Origin of the sequence: Pseudomonas sp. NPDC086112 (assembly GCF_044746425.1) — a bacterium.
GTDB lineage: Bacteria > Pseudomonadota > Gammaproteobacteria > Pseudomonadales > Pseudomonadaceae > Aquipseudomonas.
On the sequence record NZ_JBIVCD010000009.1, the window covers coordinates 141,397 to 163,511 of the forward strand.

25 protein-coding genes are annotated in these 22,115 nt (G+C 58.7%); 9 read left to right on the plus strand and 16 right to left on the minus strand.

Features of this window, described 5'->3' with window-relative positions; translation table 11 throughout:
• Positions 1 to 113: 113 nt before the first annotated feature.
• A complete protein-coding gene (locus ACIPLA_RS09520) occupies positions 114 to 1,082 on the minus strand; it encodes a tetratricopeptide repeat protein (RefSeq protein WP_401173010.1) in 969 nt (322 codons plus the stop codon).
• A gap of 176 nt (positions 1,083 to 1,258) precedes the next feature.
• Positions 1,259 to 1,954, minus strand: a complete 696-nt coding sequence (locus ACIPLA_RS09525; protein ID WP_218397444.1) for a hypothetical protein — start codon at positions 1,952 to 1,954, stop codon at positions 1,259 to 1,261.
• Positions 1,955 to 2,290: 336 nt separating this feature from the next.
• Here ACIPLA_RS09525 and ACIPLA_RS09530 point away from each other — a divergent pair, with 336 nt between their 5' ends.
• The 5 genes from ACIPLA_RS09530 to ACIPLA_RS09550 all read left to right on the plus strand — a co-directional run bounded on the left by ACIPLA_RS09530 (position 2,291) and on the right by ACIPLA_RS09550 (position 6,907).
• The gene (locus ACIPLA_RS09530) at positions 2,291 to 2,971 is read left to right on the plus strand and encodes a response regulator (protein ID WP_008075588.1); all 681 of its coding nucleotides are present in this window, start codon (positions 2,291 to 2,293) and stop codon (positions 2,969 to 2,971) included.
• On the plus strand, positions 2,968 to 4,293 hold the full coding sequence (locus tag ACIPLA_RS09535; RefSeq protein ID WP_063341056.1) for an ATP-binding protein: 1,326 nt from the start codon (positions 2,968 to 2,970) through the stop codon (positions 4,291 to 4,293). Before ACIPLA_RS09530 ends, ACIPLA_RS09535 begins: the two co-directional genes overlap by 4 nt.
• A gap of 263 nt (positions 4,294 to 4,556) precedes the next feature.
• Complete coding sequence (locus ACIPLA_RS09540; protein WP_218397440.1) at positions 4,557 to 5,042, plus strand: GNAT family N-acetyltransferase; 486 nt, start codon at positions 4,557 to 4,559, stop codon at positions 5,040 to 5,042.
• A gap of 143 nt (positions 5,043 to 5,185) precedes the next feature.
• Positions 5,186 to 6,598, plus strand: coding sequence for an aspartate aminotransferase family protein (locus ACIPLA_RS09545; protein ID WP_218397438.1), 1,413 nt, complete (start codon positions 5,186 to 5,188; stop codon positions 6,596 to 6,598).
• A gap of 81 nt (positions 6,599 to 6,679) precedes the next feature.
• A complete protein-coding gene (locus ACIPLA_RS09550) occupies positions 6,680 to 6,907 on the plus strand; it encodes an MbtH family protein (RefSeq protein WP_007934245.1) in 228 nt (75 codons plus the stop codon).
• Between the two features lie 204 nt (positions 6,908 to 7,111).
• On the opposite strand, the gene ACIPLA_RS09555 is transcribed toward ACIPLA_RS09550, so the two are convergent.
• The 9 genes from ACIPLA_RS09555 to ACIPLA_RS09595 form a co-directional block, all read right to left on the minus strand.
• On the minus strand, positions 7,112 to 8,083 hold the full coding sequence (locus ACIPLA_RS09555) for a metal ABC transporter substrate-binding protein (RefSeq protein WP_401173011.1): 972 nt from the start codon (positions 8,081 to 8,083) through the stop codon (positions 7,112 to 7,114).
• Positions 8,084 to 8,983: a metal ABC transporter permease gene (locus ACIPLA_RS09560; RefSeq protein WP_218397434.1), complete on the minus strand. Its 900-nt coding sequence runs from the start codon at positions 8,981 to 8,983 to the stop codon at positions 8,084 to 8,086. It abuts the gene before it with no gap.
• Entirely contained in the window at positions 8,983 to 9,741 is a 759-nt protein-coding gene (locus ACIPLA_RS09565; RefSeq protein WP_401173019.1) for a metal ABC transporter ATP-binding protein, read from the minus strand. The genes ACIPLA_RS09560 and ACIPLA_RS09565 overlap by 1 nt, the downstream gene beginning before the upstream one ends.
• A gap of 74 nt (positions 9,742 to 9,815) precedes the next feature.
• Positions 9,816 to 10,745: a metal ABC transporter substrate-binding protein gene (locus ACIPLA_RS09570; protein WP_401173012.1), complete on the minus strand. Its 930-nt coding sequence runs from the start codon at positions 10,743 to 10,745 to the stop codon at positions 9,816 to 9,818.
• Positions 10,746 to 10,780: 35 nt separating this feature from the next.
• Positions 10,781 to 11,356 carry a DUF6162 family protein gene (locus ACIPLA_RS09575; RefSeq protein WP_218397429.1) on the minus strand — a complete coding sequence of 192 codons (576 nt, stop codon included), beginning with the start codon at positions 11,354 to 11,356 and terminating at the stop codon, positions 10,781 to 10,783.
• Entirely contained in the window at positions 11,353 to 11,682 is a 330-nt protein-coding gene (locus tag ACIPLA_RS09580) for a hypothetical protein (protein ID WP_218397428.1), read from the minus strand. Before ACIPLA_RS09580 ends, ACIPLA_RS09575 begins: the two co-directional genes overlap by 4 nt.
• Complete coding sequence (locus ACIPLA_RS09585) at positions 11,679 to 12,221, minus strand: thiamine pyrophosphate-binding protein (RefSeq protein ID WP_218397426.1); 543 nt, start codon at positions 12,219 to 12,221, stop codon at positions 11,679 to 11,681. Before ACIPLA_RS09585 ends, ACIPLA_RS09580 begins: the two co-directional genes overlap by 4 nt.
• Positions 12,218 to 13,423, minus strand: a complete 1,206-nt coding sequence (locus ACIPLA_RS09590; protein WP_192344135.1) for a PepSY domain-containing protein — start codon at positions 13,421 to 13,423, stop codon at positions 12,218 to 12,220. The genes ACIPLA_RS09585 and ACIPLA_RS09590 overlap by 4 nt, the downstream gene beginning before the upstream one ends.
• Positions 13,424 to 13,782: 359 nt before the next feature.
• Positions 13,783 to 14,241 carry a VOC family protein gene (locus ACIPLA_RS09595; RefSeq protein ID WP_192344136.1) on the minus strand — a complete coding sequence of 153 codons (459 nt, stop codon included), beginning with the start codon at positions 14,239 to 14,241 and terminating at the stop codon, positions 13,783 to 13,785.
• Positions 14,242 to 14,464: 223 nt separating this feature from the next.
• Between ACIPLA_RS09595 and ACIPLA_RS09600 the strand changes: the two genes are divergently transcribed.
• From ACIPLA_RS09600 to ACIPLA_RS09615, 4 genes are all read left to right on the plus strand, one after another.
• Positions 14,465 to 14,734 carry a hypothetical protein gene (locus ACIPLA_RS09600; RefSeq protein ID WP_008075566.1) on the plus strand — a complete coding sequence of 90 codons (270 nt, stop codon included), beginning with the start codon at positions 14,465 to 14,467 and terminating at the stop codon, positions 14,732 to 14,734.
• Between the two features lie 97 nt (positions 14,735 to 14,831).
• On the plus strand, positions 14,832 to 15,446 hold the full coding sequence (locus ACIPLA_RS09605; RefSeq protein ID WP_218397424.1) for a LysE family translocator: 615 nt from the start codon (positions 14,832 to 14,834) through the stop codon (positions 15,444 to 15,446).
• Between the two features lie 205 nt (positions 15,447 to 15,651).
• A complete protein-coding gene (locus tag ACIPLA_RS09610; protein WP_401173013.1) occupies positions 15,652 to 16,818 on the plus strand; it encodes a cysteine desulfurase family protein in 1,167 nt (388 codons plus the stop codon).
• A 55-nt stretch (positions 16,819 to 16,873) separates the two neighbouring features.
• Positions 16,874 to 18,682, plus strand: a complete 1,809-nt coding sequence (locus ACIPLA_RS09615; protein WP_218397420.1) for an aminopeptidase P family protein — start codon at positions 16,874 to 16,876, stop codon at positions 18,680 to 18,682.
• A 58-nt stretch (positions 18,683 to 18,740) separates the two neighbouring features.
• Here ACIPLA_RS09615 and ACIPLA_RS09620 read toward each other — a convergent pair whose 3' ends face one another.
• The 5 genes from ACIPLA_RS09620 to ACIPLA_RS09640 form a co-directional block, all read right to left on the minus strand.
• The gene (locus ACIPLA_RS09620; protein WP_401173014.1) at positions 18,741 to 19,337 is read right to left on the minus strand and encodes a 2-hydroxychromene-2-carboxylate isomerase; all 597 of its coding nucleotides are present in this window, start codon (positions 19,335 to 19,337) and stop codon (positions 18,741 to 18,743) included.
• A gap of 36 nt (positions 19,338 to 19,373) precedes the next feature.
• On the minus strand, positions 19,374 to 20,114 hold the full coding sequence (locus ACIPLA_RS09625; protein ID WP_123497452.1) for an SDR family oxidoreductase: 741 nt from the start codon (positions 20,112 to 20,114) through the stop codon (positions 19,374 to 19,376).
• Between the two features lie 98 nt (positions 20,115 to 20,212).
• The gene (locus tag ACIPLA_RS09630) at positions 20,213 to 20,494 is read right to left on the minus strand and encodes a hypothetical protein (protein ID WP_192344142.1); all 282 of its coding nucleotides are present in this window, start codon (positions 20,492 to 20,494) and stop codon (positions 20,213 to 20,215) included.
• Between the two features lie 168 nt (positions 20,495 to 20,662).
• Complete coding sequence (gene rhtA, locus ACIPLA_RS09635; RefSeq protein WP_218397417.1) at positions 20,663 to 21,550, minus strand: threonine/homoserine exporter RhtA; 888 nt, start codon at positions 21,548 to 21,550, stop codon at positions 20,663 to 20,665.
• A gap of 374 nt (positions 21,551 to 21,924) precedes the next feature.
• Positions 21,925 to 22,115, minus strand: a 191-nt coding sequence (locus ACIPLA_RS09640; protein ID WP_401173015.1) for a hypothetical protein, incomplete at its 5' end; no start/stop codon positions are given.

Genomic DNA, 22,115 nt, shown 5'->3' on the forward strand with positions numbered 1-22,115 from the left:
CGAGCACGATGATGGCTGCCGATTAACCCGGTGTTAACGAGCAGGACATGATTATTAGCCAGGCTGATTCGCGCTGGAATCCAGGATTCACAGCGCGAATCATCCTTAATGGCTTACTGAAGATCGCTGTAGGTCAATCTGAATTCCGACAGTGGGGGATGTGTACGCTTCCACTCTTGCGCAAATGCCTTGCCGGCTTCTATGTCTTCTTTGGACATGTCCTGCGCAATGATTGAAAGATTGTTAAACGCGGTGTTGTAGCGCGGGGATTCCCGAGAAGTATCGAGCACCAGCCAAATGAGGCCGTAACTTTTGATCAGGTTCTTTTCGAAGCCATATTCGGTATCGATGCCATTCTCATCCTCATAGACGCCACCCAACCCATAGCCGTACTCGAGCACCGCGTTTACATCGTTCAATTGCGCCCTTTTGATCAGCCACTCTCTCTTGGTGGGAAGATCATGGCTAACGGGTGGGCGATTGCTGTACCAGTGCATCGCCCGGGAGAACCCCGCCTCGGCCGCACGTTTGAGCCAGCGGTCGATAGTGGACCTGCGTTCAATCGCATCCGGAATGAGGGTGTGGTCCTTGTCATACACGATGGCGAGTATGTATTGCCCTTCCAGAAAACCTGCTTCAGCCGATTTTTTCAGCCAGGCGATATCCTTGGTTATTTCATAAAGTTGAAGCATGGCTTCGCCATCGCCGCTGTCGGCACGCCCTTGCGCAAGTGTTTTGGCTTGCTTAAGGGACGCGTCATCAGCCAATCGCAGCAGGGCGTAGACGTCGCCCTGAGCTGCTGCCAGGGCGTACCAATCTCTGTCGGCGTGGGTTTTATCCTCCTCCTTGAGGTTGTTTTCCCGGCGCCTGATGACTTCTGCGAGTGCGTACTGCGATTCACGATCTCCAGCGGTGGCGGCAATGGTCAGATAAGCCTCCGAATCCCGGTATTCCCCCAGGTTGTAGAGCTCCAGCCCCTTTTTTCTGGCGGTTTCTTGCTCATTGGTCAACCGGGCAATCAGCGAGCTCAATGTGTTGAGCAAGCTGAACAGCGTCGTCAAAGCGGATGAGTGTGTATACATAGTCAATACCTGTGTGAGTGGACAATTGGGGTGGTACGCACACAGGTTATTCAGGTGAGAAGGAGGACGTGCGTTACATATATATATGACGCGCGGGGAAGCACCTGTCTGGAGAAAAGACAGCGGTCCCCCGGCCCAAGGCATGATCCTCCCTGGCAGCGGAATCCGATGCCGTCTCAGTCTTGTATCAACCCTGGCCAGGATTCGTCATCTATTATTGTCGGTCCTGTCTCTGCCCTGTTGTCCTTTATGTTGTATCTGATGTATCTGTTGTTGGTCAGAAAGATATAGAAATAACTGTCGAAAAGCGGGGCGTCGTTTTGCACGGCTGTTATGATTCGGTTTTTGTAAGGTCCCAATCCGGGCCAGGAGTCAGGTGTGATGGGCTTTATTGATGTTTTTTGTGTTCTGTAATTGAAGTTGATGTAGTGTCCATCATTCGTCAAAAACTTGAATAGATATTTGAAGCCGAATATTTCCCACCATGTGCCGGCCACGATGCGGTCGAAATAAGGAAGTAGCGAGTGCCACAACGAATCTTCAAGACGATAGGTTCCGGTTACTTTGTCGTAATCCTGGTCGTACTTACAGACCATCGGAGTGCCATTGGCATAATAGAACAGCCATAAAATGTCATCACCTCCGTTCGGGTGGCCCCCAACCCCAGTGACTGTAAAGCCGAAACGCAGATCTTTGACGTGAGCGTGAAAGCTTCCCCAGTTATCGGCTGTTATCTCGGCAGGATATCCCTCGTCAACCTTGTTCTCGCCAAGATCAAATCTGGAGTATGTATTGCTGTCTTTGAAGAAGAAGTAAATTTTATCTTTTCCTGCGCGCCAATCGACGGCAACAAAATTCTTGAGTGTCGGCATGATCTGATTCCTTTCAGTTGGCTGAAGAGTGTTTTAGTAAATAAATGGAATCTCTTCGAACCTGGTAGTGTAGGGTGTTAATGTCGGAGTCAGACTATCGTTAGATATTGATCTTTGATATGGCTTTTTGTGGGTTGATTGTTTCGGTTTGAGACTGATATGTTTCATGTCAACTAAGAGGGGGGTGTCAAAATGATTAAGGCGATCATCAAATACCCATCTGGTACGCCGGACGACCAGTGAACGAAAGGCCTGCTTCTCGTCGGCCGTAGGGCTTGCCATAATTGCGGCTTAATCCACATCTGTTTGACTCGCGTTTTTGCTCATGGAGCTCCCATGCACGTACTGGTTTGCGAAGACGATGAGCTGATTGCCAGCGGCATTGTTGCCGGCCTCACGGCCCAGGGCCTGACGGTGGAACACGTGGCCACCGCTTCCGCCGCCCGGGCGATGCTCAAGGTGGCCGAGTTCGACGTCATGGTGCTCGATCTCGGCCTGCCGGACGAAGATGGCCTCAAGTTGTTGCAGCAGTTGCGTCACCATGGCCTCGAAATCCCGGTGCTGATCCTCACTGCGCGGGATTCGGTCACCGACCGGGTCGACGGCCTGCAAGCCGGTGCCGATGACTACTTGCTCAAACCGTTTGACCTGCGCGAACTCGCCGCCCGTCTGCATACGCTGTTGCGACGGGTGGCGGGTCGCAGCGTCAACCTGATTGAACATGGCCGTTTGACCTACGACCCGAGCAGCCGAGAAACCCTGCTTGGCGGCCGCCCCGTTGATTTGTCGCGCCGTGAACAATCGCTGTTGCAAGCCTTGCTGCATAACCGTGGCCGGGTGTTGTCCACCGAGCAACTCAAGGACAGTGTCTACGGTTTCAATGACGAACTGGAGAGCAACGCCCTTAACGTCCATATCCATCACCTGCGGCGCAAACTCGGCAACGGCATCGTCGAGACCGTGCGTGGCCTGGGCTATCGCCTGGGGCCGGCCGATGGCGGAGAGCAATCGAAGTGATGAGTCTGCGTTTGCGCCTGAGCCTGACCCTCGGCGCCGCGTTTGCGCTGATCTGGGCCCTGGCCGCCGCCTGGATGCTCAGTGATCTGCGCAACCAGATGATGTTTTCCTTGGACCAGCGGCTGGTGGCGTCGGCGCGGATGGTAGCCGGGCTGCTGGAGCAACTGCCGGCGTTGCCGAGCAAGGGCGAGGGGACCCATTTCAGCGCTGAACAGCTGAGCATCCCTGGCGGCATGGCCTGTCAGGTCAGCTCGTTGCGCGGCGAAATTCTGGCCCGCAGCCACAGTAGCCCCGAACAAACCCTGGAAGCCGAAAAAATGGGCTTCCATGATCAAATGATCGACGGCGCACCCTGGCGCAGCTTCACCCTGGCGCGCGGTGATGTGCGCATTACCACCGCCGACCGGCAAATCGAGCGCGAAGCGCTGAACATGTCCATTCTGCTGGCGGCCTCGGTACCGGTCGGCGTGGCGCTGCTCGGCTGCCTGTGTCTGTTGTGGCTCGGCATCGGTCAGGGGCTGGCACCGCTCAATCGTATGCGCGATGCGCTGATGCGACGCAGTGCCGATTCCCTGGAACCGTTGCAAATCCAGCCGTTGCCCAGCGAACTGCAACCGTTGCTGGAAACCCAGAATCAGTTGTTCCTGCGTATTGGCAAGACCATCGAGCGCGAGCGGCGCCTGACCGGTGATGCCGCGCATGAATTGCGCAGCCCGCTGACCGCGATCAAAACCCATCTGCAAGTGGCGCGCATGACTGAAGGCAGCGCCCGGGATCAGTCCCTGGCGCGGGCTGAGGAGGGCGCTGACCGACTTCACCGCACGCTTGAACAATTGCTGCTGCTGGCGCGCGTCGAGGGCAGTCTGTCGTTCGATGATGGCGTGCAATGCAGCGCCGAACAGGTGGCGAAACTGGCGATTCAGGATGCTGCCAGCGGTGATCGTCAGCGGATCAAGTTTCAGTTGCCGACCACATTCTCCGATGCGCCGCTGCAAATGCCTGCGGTGCTGTCGATTGCCGCATTGCGCAACCTGCTCGACAACGCCCTGCGCCATACCCCAGGAAATGGGGCCGTGGAGCTGAGCCTGGAAACCACCAACAATCGCGTGCGCTTTTTGGTCCGCGACCACGGCCCGGGGATTGCCGAAGATGACCTGCAACACCTGACCCAACGCTTCTGGCGCAACGGCCAGAGCACCGGTTGCGGCCTCGGCCTGGCGATTGTCCAGGCCATCGTCCAGCGTTGCGGCTGCACCCTGCATTTCGACAGCCGCCCGGATGGCTTGCGGGTCGAGCTGACCATGCCTTTGCAACCGGTCTGACAAGCCATCGCAGAGCAAATGTGGGAGCGGGCTTGCTCGCGAAGGCGGAGTATCAGCCAACATCATTGTTGAATGTGAAATCGCTTTCGCGAGCAAGCCCGCTCCCACAGTGGATCTGTGTGATCACAGGACCTGTGACTATCCTGAATCAGATAGCTGGTCTGTGTCGCACACCAAATGTAACGTCTCTCCATTAGCCACCCGGCGCCCACAACGTTATCGTCCCTGGCAGCTTTGACTCAATGGATTGAGGTAACAGCGCCATGGATGCATCGATACACATCTGCAAGGCAACGCCTGCCGACGCCGGGATCATCAGCCGCATCGTCGAGCGCTCCATTCGCGTCGGCTGCGCGCTGGATCATCGCAACGATCCGCGAACCGTCGCCGCTTGGACTCACAACAAAACCATCGAACACGTGCAACCCTGGCTGGTCGACTCGCGCTTGTACCTGAACATCGCCCTGTTGCAGGACAAACCGATCGGCGTCGCCATGGCGGCGATCAGCGGCAAGATCGCGTTCTGCTATGTACAGCCGGAATGGTTTCGACGAGGCGCCGGACAAGCATTGGTGCAGGATCTCGAAACCTGGTTGATCGCTCAGGGTTTGCCTCACGCGCGGCTCAACAGCACCCGTACCGGTGAGGCGTTTTACCACCGTCTGGGTTACCGGGCTTGCGCTGAAACCTTCACCGTGGCGGGACTCCACGCCATTCCCATGCACAAGGCGCTGTCACCACCTTCATAGAAAGCTGATCGAGGGTCTAAATCCTTGAGGTCCTGATGCGTTTCCAGAACAGGAAAACCTGCAAGTGCGCCCCGTGACCGGAACGCGCACCTGCCCGGTGTGCAGTTTTGGTCACTATCAACAGCGTATTGAGGGATCGAGAGATGTCAGTCGCTATCAGCCTTATCGAAGATCAGCCTGCCCGGATCGTTCCGACGCCTGCCGAGACGCTTTATCAGTTCAACGAATCGCCATTGCTGGCTCGTCAAAGCCAGCAGGAGTCGAACGCTCGCAGCTATCCGCGGCGCATTCCCCTGGCACTCAAGCGAGCCAAGGGCATTTATGTCGAGGATGTCGAAGGCCGCAGTTTCATTGATTGCCTGGCCGGTGCGGGGACTCTGGCTTTGGGACACAACCACCCGGTGGTGATCGAAGCGATCCAGCAAGTGCTGACCGATGAACTGCCGCTGCACACACTCGACCTGACCACGCCGGTGAAGGATCAGTTTGTTCAGGACCTGTTCGGTCTATTGCCGCCGGCATTGGCCGCTGAAGCGAAGATTCAGTTCTGCGGCCCCACCGGTACCGATGCGGTAGAAGCCGCGCTGAAATTGGTGCGCACCGCCACCGGGCGCAGCACGGTTTTGTCGTTCCAGGGCGGTTACCACGGCATGAGCCAGGGCGCGTTGAGCCTGATGGGCAGTCTGGGGCCGAAAAAGCCGTTGGGTGCGTTGCTCAGCAGTGGCGTGCAGTTCATGCCGTATCCCTACGATTACCGTTGCCCGTTCGGGCTCGGCGGTGCGCAGGGGGTGCAGGTCAACCTGAGTTACCTGGAAAACCTGCTGAATGATCCAGAGGCCGGCGTGCAATTGCCCGCTGCGGTGATCGTCGAAGCGGTACAGGGCGAGGGCGGGGTGATTCCGGCCGATCTCGACTGGCTGCGCGGCGTGCGACGCATCACCGAGAAGGCCGGCGTAGCGCTGATCGTCGATGAGATCCAGAGCGGTTTTGCCCGCACCGGCAAGATGTTCGCCTTCGAGCACGCCGGGATTATTCCGGACGTGGTGGTGATGTCCAAGGCCATCGGCGGCAGCCTGCCGCTGGCGGTGGTGGTCTATCGCGACTGGCTCGACACCTGGCTGCCGGGCGCCCATGCCGGGACCTTCCGCGGTAATCAGATGGCAATGGCCGCAGGCTCTGCGGTGATGCGCTACCTGACAGAGCACAAGGTTTGCGAGCACGCCTCTGCCATGGGCGAACGCTTGAGTGAACACCTGCACATCCTGCAACGGGACTTCCCGCAACTGGGCGATATCCGTGGACGGGGCTTGATGCTGGGCGTTGAGCTGGTCGACCCGACCGGCGCGCCGGACGCTCAAGGCCATCCACCGATATTCGCTCGTCTGGCGCCGTTGGTGCAGCGCGAATGCCTCAAACGCGGATTGATCCTCGAGCTGGGCGGGCGTCACGGCGGTGTCGTGCGTTTCCTGCCACCGTTGGTGATCACAGCAGCAGAAATCGATCGGGTGGCCGACATTTTCGGCAGGGCCATGGCCGCAGCCACTGCCAGCCTCTAAATTTTTTGGTGCCTTGAACGTTCCTTCTACATAACGGCTGCGCACGGCGTGCAGCCCACCCTACAGCGATGGAGAGACAGCATGACGTCAGTATTCGACCGCGAGGACATCCTCTTTCAGGTCGTGGTCAACCACGAAGAGCAATACTCGATCTGGCCCGACTACAAAGCCGTGCCACAAGGCTGGCGCACCGTGGGCAAGAGCGGCCTGAAAAAGGAATGCCTGGCCTACATCGAAGAGGTCTGGACCGACATGCGTCCACTGAGCTTGCGCCAGAAAATGGAAGAACAGGCGGCTGTGGCTCACTGAGTCACCGCGCAAAAAGAAGCCCGCTGATCTTACCGGTTCAGCGGGCTTTTTCTTGGTCTGGATTCCGTGTTGCCTGTCAGGCCGCCTTCGCGAGCAAGCCCGCTCCCACAGTGGATTTGTGTCGATCACAGAATTTACGATCACCACCGATCAAATGTGGGAGCGGGCTTGCTCGCGAAGAACGATTACACGGTGCAACTGACGTTACGCGCCGTCCAACCCTTTAATCACCAAACCCACATTCCCTTCCAATTCGGCCACCGGATCCGCCGCATCGACACTCAACACCACCAACCGACTACCCGTCTCGGCAATCAACGCTTTCACCGCGTCCGGCGGCTGGCGATGATGCAATACCACCGCCACGTCATTGTCTTTGAGCGTCGCACCCAGTTGTTTGAGCGCCTCCGGCGTCCACTCGGCATCCGGCCGTGCATCCAGGCCGATCAGCTCCAGGTTAAGGCCGCCGATCAGGTAGCCGAAATGATCGCTCAGGCTCATCACACTCAAGTTGTCGGCATTGGCCAAGCGTGATTCGCTGTCAGCGCTGAGCTTGAGCAGGCGCTGTTTGAGTGCTGCCAGGTTGGCGTCTATCTTCGGTTTGGCCGCTGGCGCCAGGCGCACCAGGTCTGCCGCCATGACATCCGCCATCCGGCCCATGTTGTTGCTGGCCAACCAAGGCTGACTGTTCAAGCCGTCGATCTTGCTGCCAGGCTGTACGGCGATGCCGGGCAGGGCGCCATCCACCGGGCGGGCGGCGTCGATTTCAATGATGCGGATATTGCTGCGACGGGCGTTCGGGTACAGCGGATCATCCGGCCATAGCGAACGCAGGCCGATGACCGCATCGGCGTCGATCGCCAGCTTATTGAGCGCTTGAGCGCCACGGCCGGTGAAATAAGCGGTCTGCCGACTGCCGGGCAGGTTGGCCGGCGCGGCGCGCTCAAGGCTGACATCGGTGCCCTCCAGCAGCAGGGCACCCAGACCGTAGGTCACAGGCAACGCCGCCAGCACCAGCACTTTGTGCGTTGAAGTCGAGGCGAAGAGCGCGGTGTTACCGACACCGTGATTGGCCAGCAGACGCATCGGTTCGAAGGTATCGGTGGCGGATGCGTTGAACGAGGCTGGCCCACACAAGGTCAGCGCCAGGGTCAATTGACGCAGAGAAAAAGACATTTATCCGAGGTTCCCTTTCAGACTTGGAACGATGCCACGAGCAATCGCGGCCAGGGCGAAGGCGATACCGGCCACCAGAATGATCGCGGCACCGGACGGGACAGGCAGGTCAAAGACAATCGGCGCGAGAATTCCGCACAACGTGCTGACCGTGGCGATCAGCACCGAACACCAGAAAAAACCCTTCAACGACTGACTGAGCAATCGCGCGGCCGCCGCAGGAATCACCAACAGTGCGCCGACCAGAATCGCCCCGATGACTTTCACCGCCGCCACCGTGATCAGGGTCACCAGAATCACGAACAGATAATCCAGAGTCTTCACCGCCACACCGCGTACCGCCGCCAGTTGCGGATTGAAACTGGCGAGCATGATGCGGTTGTACAACGGCAGGGCCAGCGCCATCACCAGCGAACCAACAATGGCCAACACCAGCAGGTCATTGCCGTTGACTGTCAGCACTGAACCGAACAGCACGTTTTCCAGGATGTGCACATTGATCTTGCCCGCCAGAATCAATAACAGGCTGGCGCCCAACGCCAACGACACAGAAAGGAACACACCGATCAAAGTATCCGGCGCCAGCCCCGTACGGTTGCGTAAATAGTTGAGCAAAATGCCGAACAGCAGGCAGTAACCGAACAGGCTGCCATAAGGCCCGGTGTAGGGCTCGCCGAGCAGAATGCCGATGGCCACACCGGTCAGCGCCGCATGGCCCACCGCTTCGGAGAAAAACGCGAAACGCTTGACCACCACCAGCGTACCCAAGCCGCCCAACACCGGGCCGATCAACAGCCCCGCGAGCAGCGCGTTGACCACAAATCCATAGGCCAGCGCTTCCGGCAGGTAACCCGACGAGGCCCAGCCCTGGACCATCAAACGAAAGGCTTCGTAACTCATCAGGCAGTGCTCCGGGGATGGGTCGAGAACAAGGTCAGCAGTCGCTCCGGAGTCAGTGCCTGTTTCGGCGTGGCATCGAACAGCACCCGGCGATTGAGCCCGGTGACCCGGTCCGCCAGTCGCCCGACCGCTTCCAGATCATGCTCGATCCACAGCACGGTGATGCCGCTTTGGCGCCAGTCGCCCAGCAACCGTTCGAACACCTGAATGCCGGCCTCATCGAGGGCCGACATTGGCTCATCGAGTACCAGCAATTGCGGCGCCGGAATCAGCCCTTGGGCCAACAAAACGCGCTGGCGCTCACCGCCGGACAATGCGCCCATGCGCCGCTTGCGTTTGTCCTGCATGCCGACCCGTTCCAGTGCTTCGCTGATGGCCGCCGCGTAGTGTTTACTCAACCCGAGAAACGCCGGGCGCCGCTGGCACATGGCGGCCATGAAGTCATCGACGGTCATCGGTAAACCGCGATCGAACTCCAGCGCCTGGGGCACGTAGCCGATGGTCCCCGGTTCACCGGGCCATTGCAGGCTCAAGCGACCCTGATGCGGCATCTGCCCGAGCAGGGTCTTGATCAGCGAGCTCTTGCCGCCACCGTTAGGGCCGACCAGTGCATGCACGCTGCCGGGCCGGACTTGAAAGGTCACCTTGTCGAGGATCGTCGTGCGACCCAGCGTGAGGCTGACCTCGGCGAAATCCAGGGTCGGCCCCGAAACCTGTGGGAGCGGGCTTGCTCGCGAAAGCGCTGGGTCAGTCAACATTGATGTCGACGGATACTCCCTCTTCGCGAGCAAGCCCGCTCCCACAGGGGATTCAGTGATGGTTTCTTGAGCCGTCATGCGCCGGACTCCTGAATCGCGCGGACCACGGTATTGAGGTTGCCGGTCATTTCTTTTTCGTACTTGTCGGCGGTGTATTCGCCATAGGAAATGTGCGACAGCGGATACAGCTTCACCCCGGACTCACGCTGAATGGTCTCGACGTAGGTGGACGGAAAATCCATCTCCGAGAAGATCACTTTCACGTCCAGCTCCCGCAGCTGATCGATGGTCTTTTTCAGCTGGCTGGGGCTCGGTTCGATACCGTGGGCCGGCTCGACCACGGCGGTCACTTCCAGGCCAAACTCGCGCAGCAGATAGTCGTAGGCAGCATGGACGGTGGCCACGCGCAACTCGGCGTTCGGCGCCTGGGTCAGTTTTGCCAAGGCGTCGGCGCGCATCTGCCGCAGGCGTTTGCCGTAGGCGCGAGCGTTTTGTGTATAGGTTTTGGCATTGGCCGGGTCGAGCTTGCCCAGTTCCCGGGCGATGTTGTTGACCTGGGCAATGGAAGCGCTGATCGACAGGAATGTGTGCGGGTTGACCACCTTGCCGGCACCCCGGGCAGCAACGCCGGTGGCGGCCAGCAGAGGCACGTTTTCGTTGGCTTCGATCACCTTGATGTTCGGGGTTTCGCTGGCGGCGATCATGCGGTCGGCGAAGTCGTCATGGCCCACGCCGTTGAGCACGACCACGTCCAGCCCGCTGATGCGTTTGATGTCTTGGGCCCGCGGCTCGTAGGCATGGGGGTTGAAACCGGCCTGGATCAACGGCACCACTTCGGCCTTGTCGCCGACGATGTTGGCCACGTAACTGTAATAAGGGTGCAGGGTGATACCGATGCGCAGGCGCTTGGCTTCGTCGGCAATGGCCAGAGGTGTCAGCAAACAGGCAAACAGGCCGACCATCAGCAGACGAAAAAAGGACTGACGTTGAGATGAACTAGGCATGGGAAAGCGGTCTTCTCTCGGGTGAAGGCTAGGGTTCAATGCCGATGCTGGCGGGTGACGCCGGCATCGAATTGCGCGACGATCTGCTGCCAGCCGGCGCCGTTGAGCGCAGCATCGGTGAGATCGTTCGGAACGGGGAGGGCGCTGCCGCGGTTGAGCCAGATGTCCGGCGCGGTGTCGTCTTCAGCGGTCAAGCGCATCAGAAACGAACCGGCCACGGTTGGGACCTGGCTCTGGCCGAAGTAGGCCTTGGTGTCCAGCAACTGCCAGGCATGGCCACCGCGGCTGACGGAACTGGCGTCCTGGGCAAACGGCGCAAAACCTTCATCGGCGAGGGTGGAAGGTGTGGGCAATGTTTGCTGTTCCTGACGCAACAGATGAATTTCATCCAGCGTGACCCGCAGGTCGGCGTAAATACCTTGCTCGGAGGCGCTCAGATCACGACGGGCATCCAGTTGATGGCTGCCAACGCTGCTCACTTCCTGAGCCTCGCCGCGCCAGGCGACCACGGAGCCGGCAACCGCCAGGATCATCAGGCACAGCAGCAACACATAGAGGGTTTCATGGCCGGCGCCGGCCGGGCGGACGATGTGTGTGGTTGGTGTCGTCATGGGGCCTGGATGTCCGCTTGGTCGATCTCGACGACATGGCCGGGACCGGCGTCGAACAGCACATAGAATTCAGCGCCGGGCTTCTTGAACGTCAGGGTCGAATCGGCGCCGAGTTTGCCCGGCACCAGAATGGTTTCGTCGTAGCCGATCACGTCCAGGGTCACGCCCGGCGCGCCGCTGCCGTCGGAGAAACCGCCGGTGCACTGGATCTGTTCTGCATCGATGGCCTTGCATTCGCACATCGGGTTGTGAGCCTGGGCGCTGGTGCTGAAGGCGGCGCAGAGCACCAGTAAAACGGCGTGCAGAGGGCGAAAAGCGTTGATCATGGTTTGCCTCCTTGTTTGTTCAGCCAGGCGAGGGTGGCCGGGGATGCCTGGCTCAGGGGGATGGACGCTTGATGCATGGCGCCGTCCCAGCCTTCCATGGTGATCCACAGCTCGGCGTCGGTTTTGGTCTTTTCGGGTACCGGCAGCATTGCGCCCATGCGGTACGGCGTACCGAAGAAAATCGCACCGGCCGCGCGCAGGCTGCGGGGTTTGCCGATGCGCAGGTAAGTCGCCTTGACCTGATCGCGACAGCGTTCGCACAGCGCTGCGTTGAAGCCTTTCATGTAGCCGGCGGGGCCGGTCAACAGGGGCGCTTCGTTGCGCAGTTCGGCCAGTTGCAGGCTCCAGGGGCCGACCTGGATTTCGCCGATTTCCCGCTCCCCCAGTCCGCTGTCACCGCGAAACAGCGAGGCGTCGGCAAAGTATTTGGGCATGAAGCCCAAAGGGATCAGCAGCAAGAAAATGTTGATGTGGAAGCGCCATTTGCGCCAAAGAAGGCTCGCACGCGAAGGCTGCGGTGCAGTGATCGTCTTGCTCACAGGTTGCCCTCCGGAGTCTGGCGGTTCATGACCGTTTGCGGTCTCGACACCGGGCGCGGCGCCTTGTTGCTGCGCTTGAACGCATTGGCGGTGGCCAGGGCGGTGCGTTTGGTCCAGATCAGCAAGCCGCTGAGCACCATCATGCTCAGCAGCAAACCGAAGAAGAACCAGATCAGCTTGATCCAGATCCCGCCAAAGTCACCGGTGTGCAACGGACGCATCGACTCGGTCACGAATTCCAGGCTGGAGCGATCGGACAGCAGCCGTGTGCTGGCAATATCGCCGTTGTACGGGTTGACCTCGGCCGTCTGGTACATCAGGGGATACCAGCTACGACCGCCCACGGACAGATGGCTGTAAGCGTTGCTCGGCAGGGTGACGAAACTGGCGTCAAGTCCAGGGATTTGCTCCTGAGCGACCTTGATCGCCTGTTCCAGGCTGATCATCGGGGCCGGCTTGCCGGTGGTGGTCAACGGCACGCTTTCACGCGAGACGACCGACACCACCGGTTCCGTGGTAATCGAAATCTGGTTGTCGAACAGAATCGCCTTGATCAGGAACCAGACACCGGTGATCGAGATCACCGCAATGAACCAGATCGACCAGATGCCGCTGAGCCGATGAAAGTCGCCCCAGAAAATCCGCGCGCCATGGCGAATGCGCAGGGTCGGTCGAAAGAAGCCTTTCCAGAACCGTTTGTAGACCACCAACCCGGTCACCAGCGACGCCAGCATCGGCAGCCCGAGGAACGACACCAGATACCAGCCCCAGCTGTAGCCGTTGGTGAACGGCACCAGCCACCAGCCATGCAGTGCGCGGGTGAATGCCTTGAAATTGAATTGTGGAGCGGTGCCCTGAATCACCCCGCTATAGGGGTTCACATAGACCGTCACCGAGCGGCCGTCCGGGTAACTGACGTCCACGTCGAGGGCGAAATGCGACTCGTCGGGGCGACTGATGCCCTGGACCAGCGTCTGGGGTTCGGCCTGTTTGATGGCGGCGACAATCTGGTCATAGTTGAGCAGCGGCGCGTCGTCTGAAGGCGCGCTGGCGCGCATTTGCGGGTTGGCCAGCCAGACGATTTCCTGACTGACCACCGCCAGCGTGCCGGTCACACAGACGATCAATACAAAAAACCAGATGGGCAGCGCCAGCCAGCTATGGACCAGAAACCAGAGTTTTGAGCGGGATTTCTTCGACATGATTAAAGGTCTTGTTTCGATGAGAGGACTACTGCTGTGGGCTTCCCAGCGGTGCGGTCCATGAAAAGTCCGGCCGTGGCTTTTGCCTACGCGACCGACTGCATCTAAATAAGACGTATGAGCATCGGAAATCCCGAAAGGGGATATGAAAGTAAATGTTTCGTGTTGCTGGCTGGACGGGGGGCGGGTTTATTTGCGAAAAGGTCTGACAGTCAAATTGGATGTTGAAGGTGATGGCCTCTTCGCGAGCAAGCCCGCTCCCACATTGGATTGGTGTCGAACACACATTATGTGTACGCAGCCGATCAACTGTGGGAGCGGGCTTGCTCGCGAAGAGGCCCGAACATTCACTGGAAAACTCAACCCTGCTTAAACATCTCCTTCGCCCGCTGTTCGATCTGCTCCTGAGTCAGATCCTCCTTGCGCGTGGCCAGAAACCATAGATGCCCGTAGGGATCTTTCAAAGTCCCCGAACGGTCGCCATAAAACTGATCCTTGACCTCGGACACCTGCGTGGCACCGGCATCGATGGCCTGTTTAAAGGACTTGTCCACATCGTTCACATACAGATGCAGCCCCACGGACGGCGACTTGTCCGGGTTGCTCAATGGGCCCTGGTCGCAGGGTGTGCCAAGCATGATCGGGCAGTCACCAATACGCAGCTCAGCGTGCCCGATGCCGCCATCGGGCATGGCCAGGCGCATGACTTCGGTGGCGCCAAAGGCCTTCTTGTAGAAGTCGATGGCTTCGGCAGCTTTCTGAATGCCTAGATAAGGGGTGATGCTGTGATAACCCTCTGGAATAGGTTTTACGCTCATGACGGTTCTCCTTTTGTTGTGGGGTTAAGGTGTTCCTTCGCCGATTTCCGGTCGAATAACTATAGGTCAGCCCTTTTCCCGCAACCGAGTGCCCGACGAGCAGTTGCCGAAGGCTGCGATCTTTTGATCCGATACCCACTATCGAGAGCGTTGATTTCTACCCTTCGAGCGGCACGGGTAGCCTGTGTTCATTGACCAAAACACAGATATGCGGACGCCCGAAATGAAATCTCTGCTCGCCACTTTCTTGCTGCTCGCCATCTCCGTTCTCGCCGGATGTGCCAGCCATGTTTCACCGGAATTGAGGCCCTACACCGCTGAAGAAACCCGGGAACTGGCGCTGGAGGCGCTGAATCGTCGTGGCTTGTCCTTCGACGAGTACCATGCGAAGAAAGCCGAATTGCTCGGCCAGCCGGCAAAATCGTTCAGTTTCGACAAACAAGGCGAGATGAACGCCGAACGCGCAGTACAGCTGCACGGCCGCCAAAGCTGAGTGACAACTGTACTGCTCGAACTTTCACGCAACTGTCCATGGGTTTCCCTCAAGGCGTGCGATAGGGTCAATACCTGACCCTGATGGACTGCCACCCATGACACTCTCGCTCGACCTGCTGCTGGGCTTTGCCCTGTTTGCCCTTGTCACCTCGATCACCCCCGGTCCGAACAACACCATGTTGCTGGCCTCTGGCGTGAATTTCGGCTTTCAGCGCACCATTCCCCACATGCTGGGCATCACTTGTGGCTTCTTCGTCCTGGTGGTCGCTGTCGGTTTCGGCCTGGGCACGGTGTTTCAAACCTATCCAATGCTTTACACCGTGTTGCGCTATGTCGGCGCGGCGTATTTGCTGTACCTGGCGTGGAAGATTGCTCATTCCGGGCCGGTAGCCGAGGGTGAACAGGGTGAGGGCAGGCCGATCAGTTATCTGGGGGCGGCAGCGTTTCAATGGGTCAACCCCAAGGCCTGGATCATGGCCATCGGTGCCATCAGCACCTACACGCCGATGCAGGGCTATTTCACCAATGTGATTGTGATTGCCGCGGTCTTCGCCTTGATCAACCTGCCAAGCGTTGGGGTGTGGGCCGGTTGCGGCACGCTGCTGCGCAATGTGCTGCGCGATCGCCGCTGGTTGCGGCTGTTCAACTGGGGTATGGCCTTACTGTTGGTGGCTTCGCTGTATCCTTTATTGCTCGACAGTTTTAGCTGACGCATTGCTTCATCCGGTGGCCCGATGCCTGTTAAGCTCGACTTCAGGAGCGTTCCTACGCACTTTTAAATGAAGTTGTTCTTCTTTAATGGCCTCCGATCAGGTATTGCTGTCGTTCTGAAAATTCGGCGTCGCTCATGAGGCGGCGCTTTGACATTTCCAGTGACGAGCTTCCTGATCCCGGAACACGCTCTGCGAGTCTTTTATGAATAAACGTCCGTTGTATTTCGACTACGCCGCCACCACGCCGGTGGATGAGCGGGTCATCAAGGTCATGGTCGAGTGTCTGGGTTTCACCGGTAACTTCGGCAATCCTGCGTCCAGTTCCCACGCCTTCGGCCAACAGGCCCGGCAATCGGTCGAGCAAGCACGGCGCCAGGTGGCCGAATTGGTGGGCGCCCAGGCGGAACAGATCGTCTGGACCTCCGGCGCCACCGAATCCAACAACCTTGCCCTCAAGGGCGTGGCCCAGGCCCGCGGTGTTTCCGGCGGCCACATCATCACCAGCCAGATCGAACACAAAGCGATTCTCGACACTGCAAAACAGTTGCAGGACGCAGGCGTTGCGGTGACATATCTGGTGCCCGATGCCGATGGCCTGATTACTCCACAAGCGGTCAGCGAAGCGATGCGTGAGGATACCTTTCTGGTGTCGTTGATGCTGGTCAATAACGAACTGGGCACCCTCAACGACATCCCGGCCATCGGCCAGGCGGTGCGTGATCGCGATGCGTTATTTCACGTTGATGCGGCTCAGGGCGCGGGCAAAGTGGCGATCGATCTGGCCCGGTGGCCGGTGGATTTGATGTCGTTCTCGGCGCACAAGGTCTACGGTCCAAAAGGCATCGGCGCGCTGTATGTCGGCCCTCGTGCGCAGCTGCGTCTGCAGGCGCAGATCCACGGCGGCGGTCATGAGGGCGGGTTGCGCTCCGGCACGCTGGCGACGCACCAGATTGCCGCAATGGGTGCAGCCTTCGCGTTGGCGGCGCAATTGTTCGATGAAGAGAAAGCCACCATCGCGCATCTGCGTGAACGCTTGCTTGAACCGCTGCTGAGCATCCCCGGCGTGCGTCTCAATGGCAGTTCGACCCAGCGCATTCCCCATACCTTGAGCCTGACTTTCAACGAAGGCGAGTTCAGTTCCGCGGCGTTGAGCACCTCGATCGCGTTTTCCGCGACCTCGGCCTGTAATTCTGCCAGCAATGCGCCGTCCCATGTGCTTCTGGCCCTAGGGCATGACGCACGCTCGGCCAGTCGCACCATTCGCTTGAGCCTGGGGCGTTTCACCACCGAGCAGGATATCGATCAAGCGGTACACCTGATTAAAGCAATTTGCGCCAGTGCTCCGGCATTCTGGGCGACAGGTCCTTAAGCGCCGGCTCCGATCGGCACCGAATAATAATGATGAGTGGTTAGCAGGAGACACGATGAGTACACAGCCTTTGACCAATGGATTGGTACCCCAGCGCCTGGCGCAAACCCGTGAGTTGATGAGCCGGGAGGGTATTCATGCGCTGCTGGTGCCGTCAGCCGACCCGCACCTGTCGGAATACCTGCCGGGCTATTGGCAGGGACGGCAGTGGTTGTCGGGTTTTCATGGCTCGGTGGGCACGCTGATCGTTACGCCGGATTTTGCCGGCGTCTGGGCCGACAGCCGCTATTGGGAACAAGCGAGCAAGGAGCTCAAGGGCAGCGGCATCGAGCTGGTCAAGCTGCAACCGGGTCAACCCGGCCCGCTCGATTGGCTGGCCGAGCAAACCCCTGAAGGCGGTGTCGTTGCAGTCGATGGCGCGGTGATGGCCATGGCCTCCGCGCGTACTTTGAGCAGCAAACTCGAAGAACGCGGCGCACGTCTGCGCACCGACATCGATCTGCTGAATGAAGTCTGGAGTGATCGTCCAAGTCTGCCGAATGAGCCGATCTATCAACACTTGCCGCCTCAGGCAACGGTCAGCCGTGGCGAAAAACTCGCCAAACTGCGTGAGGTGCTGAAAGAGCGCGGTGCCGACTGGCACTTCATCGCCACCCTCGATGACATCGCCTGGTTGTTCAACCTGCGCGGCGGCGACGTGTCGTTCAATCCGGTGTTCGTGTCCTTCGCCCTGATCAGCCAGCGGCAGGCCACCTTGTTCGTCGCCCTGAGCAAAGTGAGCGCCGAGCTGCGCGCCATTCTCGAACAGGACGGCGTGACCCTGCGCGATTACAGCGAAGTAACCGACGCCTTGCGCGCCGTGCCGAGCGGCGAGAGCCTGCAAGTCGATCCGGCGCGGGTCACGGCCGGTCTGCTGGATAACCTGAACAGCGGCGTGAAACTGCTCGAAGGCCTGAACCCGACCACTCTGGCCAAGTCGCAGAAAAGCCTGGCCGATGCCGAACACATTCGTCGAGCCATGGAGCAGGATGGCGCGGCGCTGTGCGAATTCTTCGCCTGGCTGGAAGCGGCTTGGGGGCGTGAGCGCATCACCGAACTGACCATCGACGAACACCTGACCGCGGCGCGTACCCGACGTCCGGATTATGTCTCGCTGAGCTTCAACACCATTGCCGCGTTTAACGCCAACGGAGCGATGCCGCACTACCACGCCACCGAAGAAGAACACGCGGTGATCGAGGGTGACGGCCTGTTGCTGATCGACTCCGGCGGCCAATACCTGGGCGGTACCACCGACATCACCCGAATGGTGCCGGTGGGTACGCCGACTGACGAGCAGAAGCGCGATTGCACCCGCGTACTCAAAGGCGTGATTGCGCTCTCCCGTGCACAGTTTCCACGAGGCATTCTGTCGCCGTTGCTGGACGCTATTGCCCGCGCGCCGATCTGGGCCGAAAGCGTCGACTACGGCCACGGCACCGGTCACGGCGTCGGCTATTTCCTCAATGTTCACGAAGGTCCGCAAGTCATCGCCTATCAGGCCGCGGCGGCACCGCAAACAGCGATGCAGCCAGGCATGATCACCTCCATCGAACCGGGCACTTACCGTCCGGGCCGCTGGGGTGTGCGGATCGAGAACCTGGTATTGAATCGTGAAGCAGGCAAGAGCGAATTCGGGGAGTTCCTGAAATTCGAAACCCTGACTCTGTGCCCGATCGACACCCGTTGCCTGGAACCGTCGCTGCTGACTGAAGACGAAAAGCAGTGGTTCAACGGTTATCACGCCGAGGTGCGTGAACGCCTGAGCCCGTTGCTCAACGGTGCGGCCCTCGAATGGTTGAACACCCGAACCGCGGCTATTTGAGCGGTTTGAGTCCAGGCGCTGTTTCCAGCGCCTGGCTCAGGTCATAGGCAGGCGCTTGTTATTGCGCAAGTAGGGCTTCAAGGACGAAGTCCAGCCGATCCTGGCCGAAGAACAACTGATCACCTATAAACATGCTCGGCGCACCGAATACACCGCGTTGCACCGCTTCCTCAGTATTTTCCTTGAGGGCGGCTTTGACGGTTTCATCGGCGGTCATTGCCAGCACCTCGTTTGGATCGAAACCGTTTTGCGTCAGCACGGCGGCAACAGTCGCAGGATCATCGAGGCTGCATCCCTCAACCCAAAGGGCGTGAAACAGGCAATCGATAAACGCCTGAAAGCGTTCGGGGTGGCGTAGTTGCATACCTGTGACAGCGCGCATCAGCATCAGGGTATTGATTGGGAAGTTCGGGTTGAACTTCAGCTGTACGCCATAACGTTTGGCATAGCGGTCCAGGTCCTGAAACATGTAGCGACCCTTGGCCGGTACGGTGATGGGGGAAGCATTGCCAGTAGCTTTGAAGACGCCACCCAGCAGCATCGGTCTGTAGATCAGCTGACTATCGGTCTGTTTGCAGATCTTTGGCAGTTGGGTATGGGCCAGGTAAGTGGCGGGGCTGCCGAGGTCGAAAAAGAACTCCACGGTTTTGCTCATGGTCGATGTGCTCTTCTTATTGTTGTAGGGGAGGGCTTACCAGCGTTCGTTCCAGGGGCGCAGATCCAGTTCGAAGGTCCAGGCGTCCCGTGGCTGGCTATGCAGGTACCAATAGTTGTCGGCGATGTGCTCGGGATTGAGGATGCCGTCCTGATCCTTGGTCGCGTATTTTTCCGGGAAGTTGTCGCGGATAAAATCGGTATCGATGGCGCCATCCACTACGACGTGGGCGACGTGGATGTTCATCGGTCCCAGTTCGCGGGCCATGCTTTGCGCCAAGGCGCGAATCCCGTGCTTCGCCCCGGCGAAGGCGGCGAAACCCGCGGCGCCGCGCAAGCCAGCAGTGGCGCCGGTGAACAGGATCGTGCCCCGTTGGCGGGTGACCATGCGCTTGGCCACTTCACGGGCGTTGAGAAACCCTGAGAAACAGGCCATTTCCCAAATCTTGAAATACTTGCGGGCGGTTTCTTCGAGGATGCTGCACGGCACATTGGCGCCGATATTGAAGACGAACGCTTCGATGGGGCCGAGCTCGGTTTCGATCTGCTCGATGAGCGCTATCACGTCTTCTTCATTACGCGCATCACAGGCAAAACCGTGGGCCTCGCCGCCACTGGCAGTGATGGACTCTACCAATGGCTGGAGTTTGTCTGCGCTGCGACGTGTGACGCAGGCGATATACCCTTCACGGGCAAAACGTTTGGCGATGGCGCCGCCGGTGGCATCGCCCGCGCCGACGACCAGTACGATCTTCTTGTTATTGATAGCGGTGGTCATGGATATCGCCCTTTGCTGAACGGTCATTGACTGACAAACGTTAGCAGTATTGGAGCGAAGCGCCTATCGGGCTATGCAAGCCCGATAGGAGGGGAGGGTTACTTGCAGATGACGATCATGCTGCGGCTGGTATAGCCGGCAGGATTGAGGCCGAAGGGATAGTCACCGGGTTCTTCCACCGCATCCCCTGACTTGGCGATGACCTTGTAACCCTTGGGCGCGCACGAATTGGCGGCGCTGGTGTAGCACTTGTCCCACGAGGACGAGAGCCCCGAACAATTGATATGCAGTCCTTTCTTGCCGTGTTTCGTCTGGGGTTTCGAGGTCGCTGCGCAGCCCGCAATTGCAAGTACGGCGATCAGTATCAAAATTCGTTTCATTGCTGTCCTTAATAGCGGCCCCGGATCTGTGCCTGGGTCTGCCTGCATTCGCTTTTGCTTGAAGCGTTCTGATGTCCCTATCTGAAAAAATCCATGTCTGACACTGAGTTACGTAGCCCAAACATGGCCTAATTGAGCGGCAAATACCAGACCTTCGTCAATCTTGTTTCAATCTGCTGCGACCACAGGCTTGGCGCTACTCCCCATGGTCATGGTCGCGCCGACGGAAGCCAGAATGATGCACAGGATAGCCAACCACTGTGACAGGGAAAGGTATTCCTGGAGAAACAACAGGCCGGACAGCGCACCGATCGCGGGTTCGATGCTCATCAATGTACCGAAGGTCCGGGCTGGTATCCGTGTGAGGGCGACCATCTCCAGGGTGTAGGGCAGGGCGGTGGACAAAATGGCGACCCCGATGGCCACGGGAATCAACGAGGGTGTCAGTAGCGCAGCGCCAGCGTGGACAATGCCGATGGGCGCTACGAACAGGGCGGCAATCATCACGCCCAACGCAGCGGTCTGCACCCCATTATCAGCGCCAGCCTTCTGGCCGAACAGAATGTACAGCGCCCAGCAGACACCAGCACCGAGGGCATAACCTGCGCCGACCAGATCGATGCCCGCGCTCGTGGCGCCTGTCGGAATCAATAACAGTAAACCCAGGGCTGCCAGAGCGATCCATAAAAAGTCGATCGCTCGACGTGAGGCGTAAATAGCGACTGCCAATGGGCCGGTGAACTCCAGGGCTACGGCGATACCCAGGGGGACAGTGCGCAAGGACATATAGAAGAGGAAGTTCATGCCGCCCAACGCCATCCCGTAGACGATAACGGTGCGCAGGGATTTCGCAGTGAGCTTCGCTCGCCATGGGCGCAATATCAGCAGCATGATCACACTGGCAAAGATCAGTCGCAGGGTGGTCGTTCCTTGAGCACCGATAACCGGGAACATGCTTTTGGCCAGGGAGGCTCCGGACTGGATTGATGCCATGGCTATCAAGAGCAGGCCAACCGAGAACAGGGTCGAGGCAAGGCTGCGGGGGTGGTCATTCATTGCGTGGCATCGTCCGAAGTGGCAAGCGAGAGTATTGTTGTATGTGTTGGGCAATATACTGCGCATTCGTTGCGGGCGCGTCTATATATAAGCAGGGCTTTTTAACATCCTGATAGAAAAACCAAATCAGGGCTTGACGGCAGATTCTGGAGGTCTATAATTCGCCCCACTTCCGGCGCAGTCGAAACGGAAAACTCCTTGATAAACAAAGAGTTACGCAGTTTTCGGCAGCGGTTACGCTTCAGTTCATCGAAGCCAGAAGGAGTTGGTAAGGCAGTGTGTTTTCGCCTTATTGACGGTTCGGTCTTCTCGGTCGAAAGCGGAGAAAAAGAGGTGTTGACAGCAGCGAGTAACGCTGTAGAATTCGCCTCCCGCTAACGAGAGATCGGAAGCGCAAGTGGTTGAAGTTGTTGAAGATTCCTAAACGAAACTTTGAAAACTTCTGAAAATAACCGCTTGACAGTAACAGGGGCTGCTGTAGAATGCGCGCCTCGGTTGAGACGAAAGATCTTAACCAACCGCTCTTTAACAACTGAATCAAGCAATTCGTGTGGGTGCTTGTGGA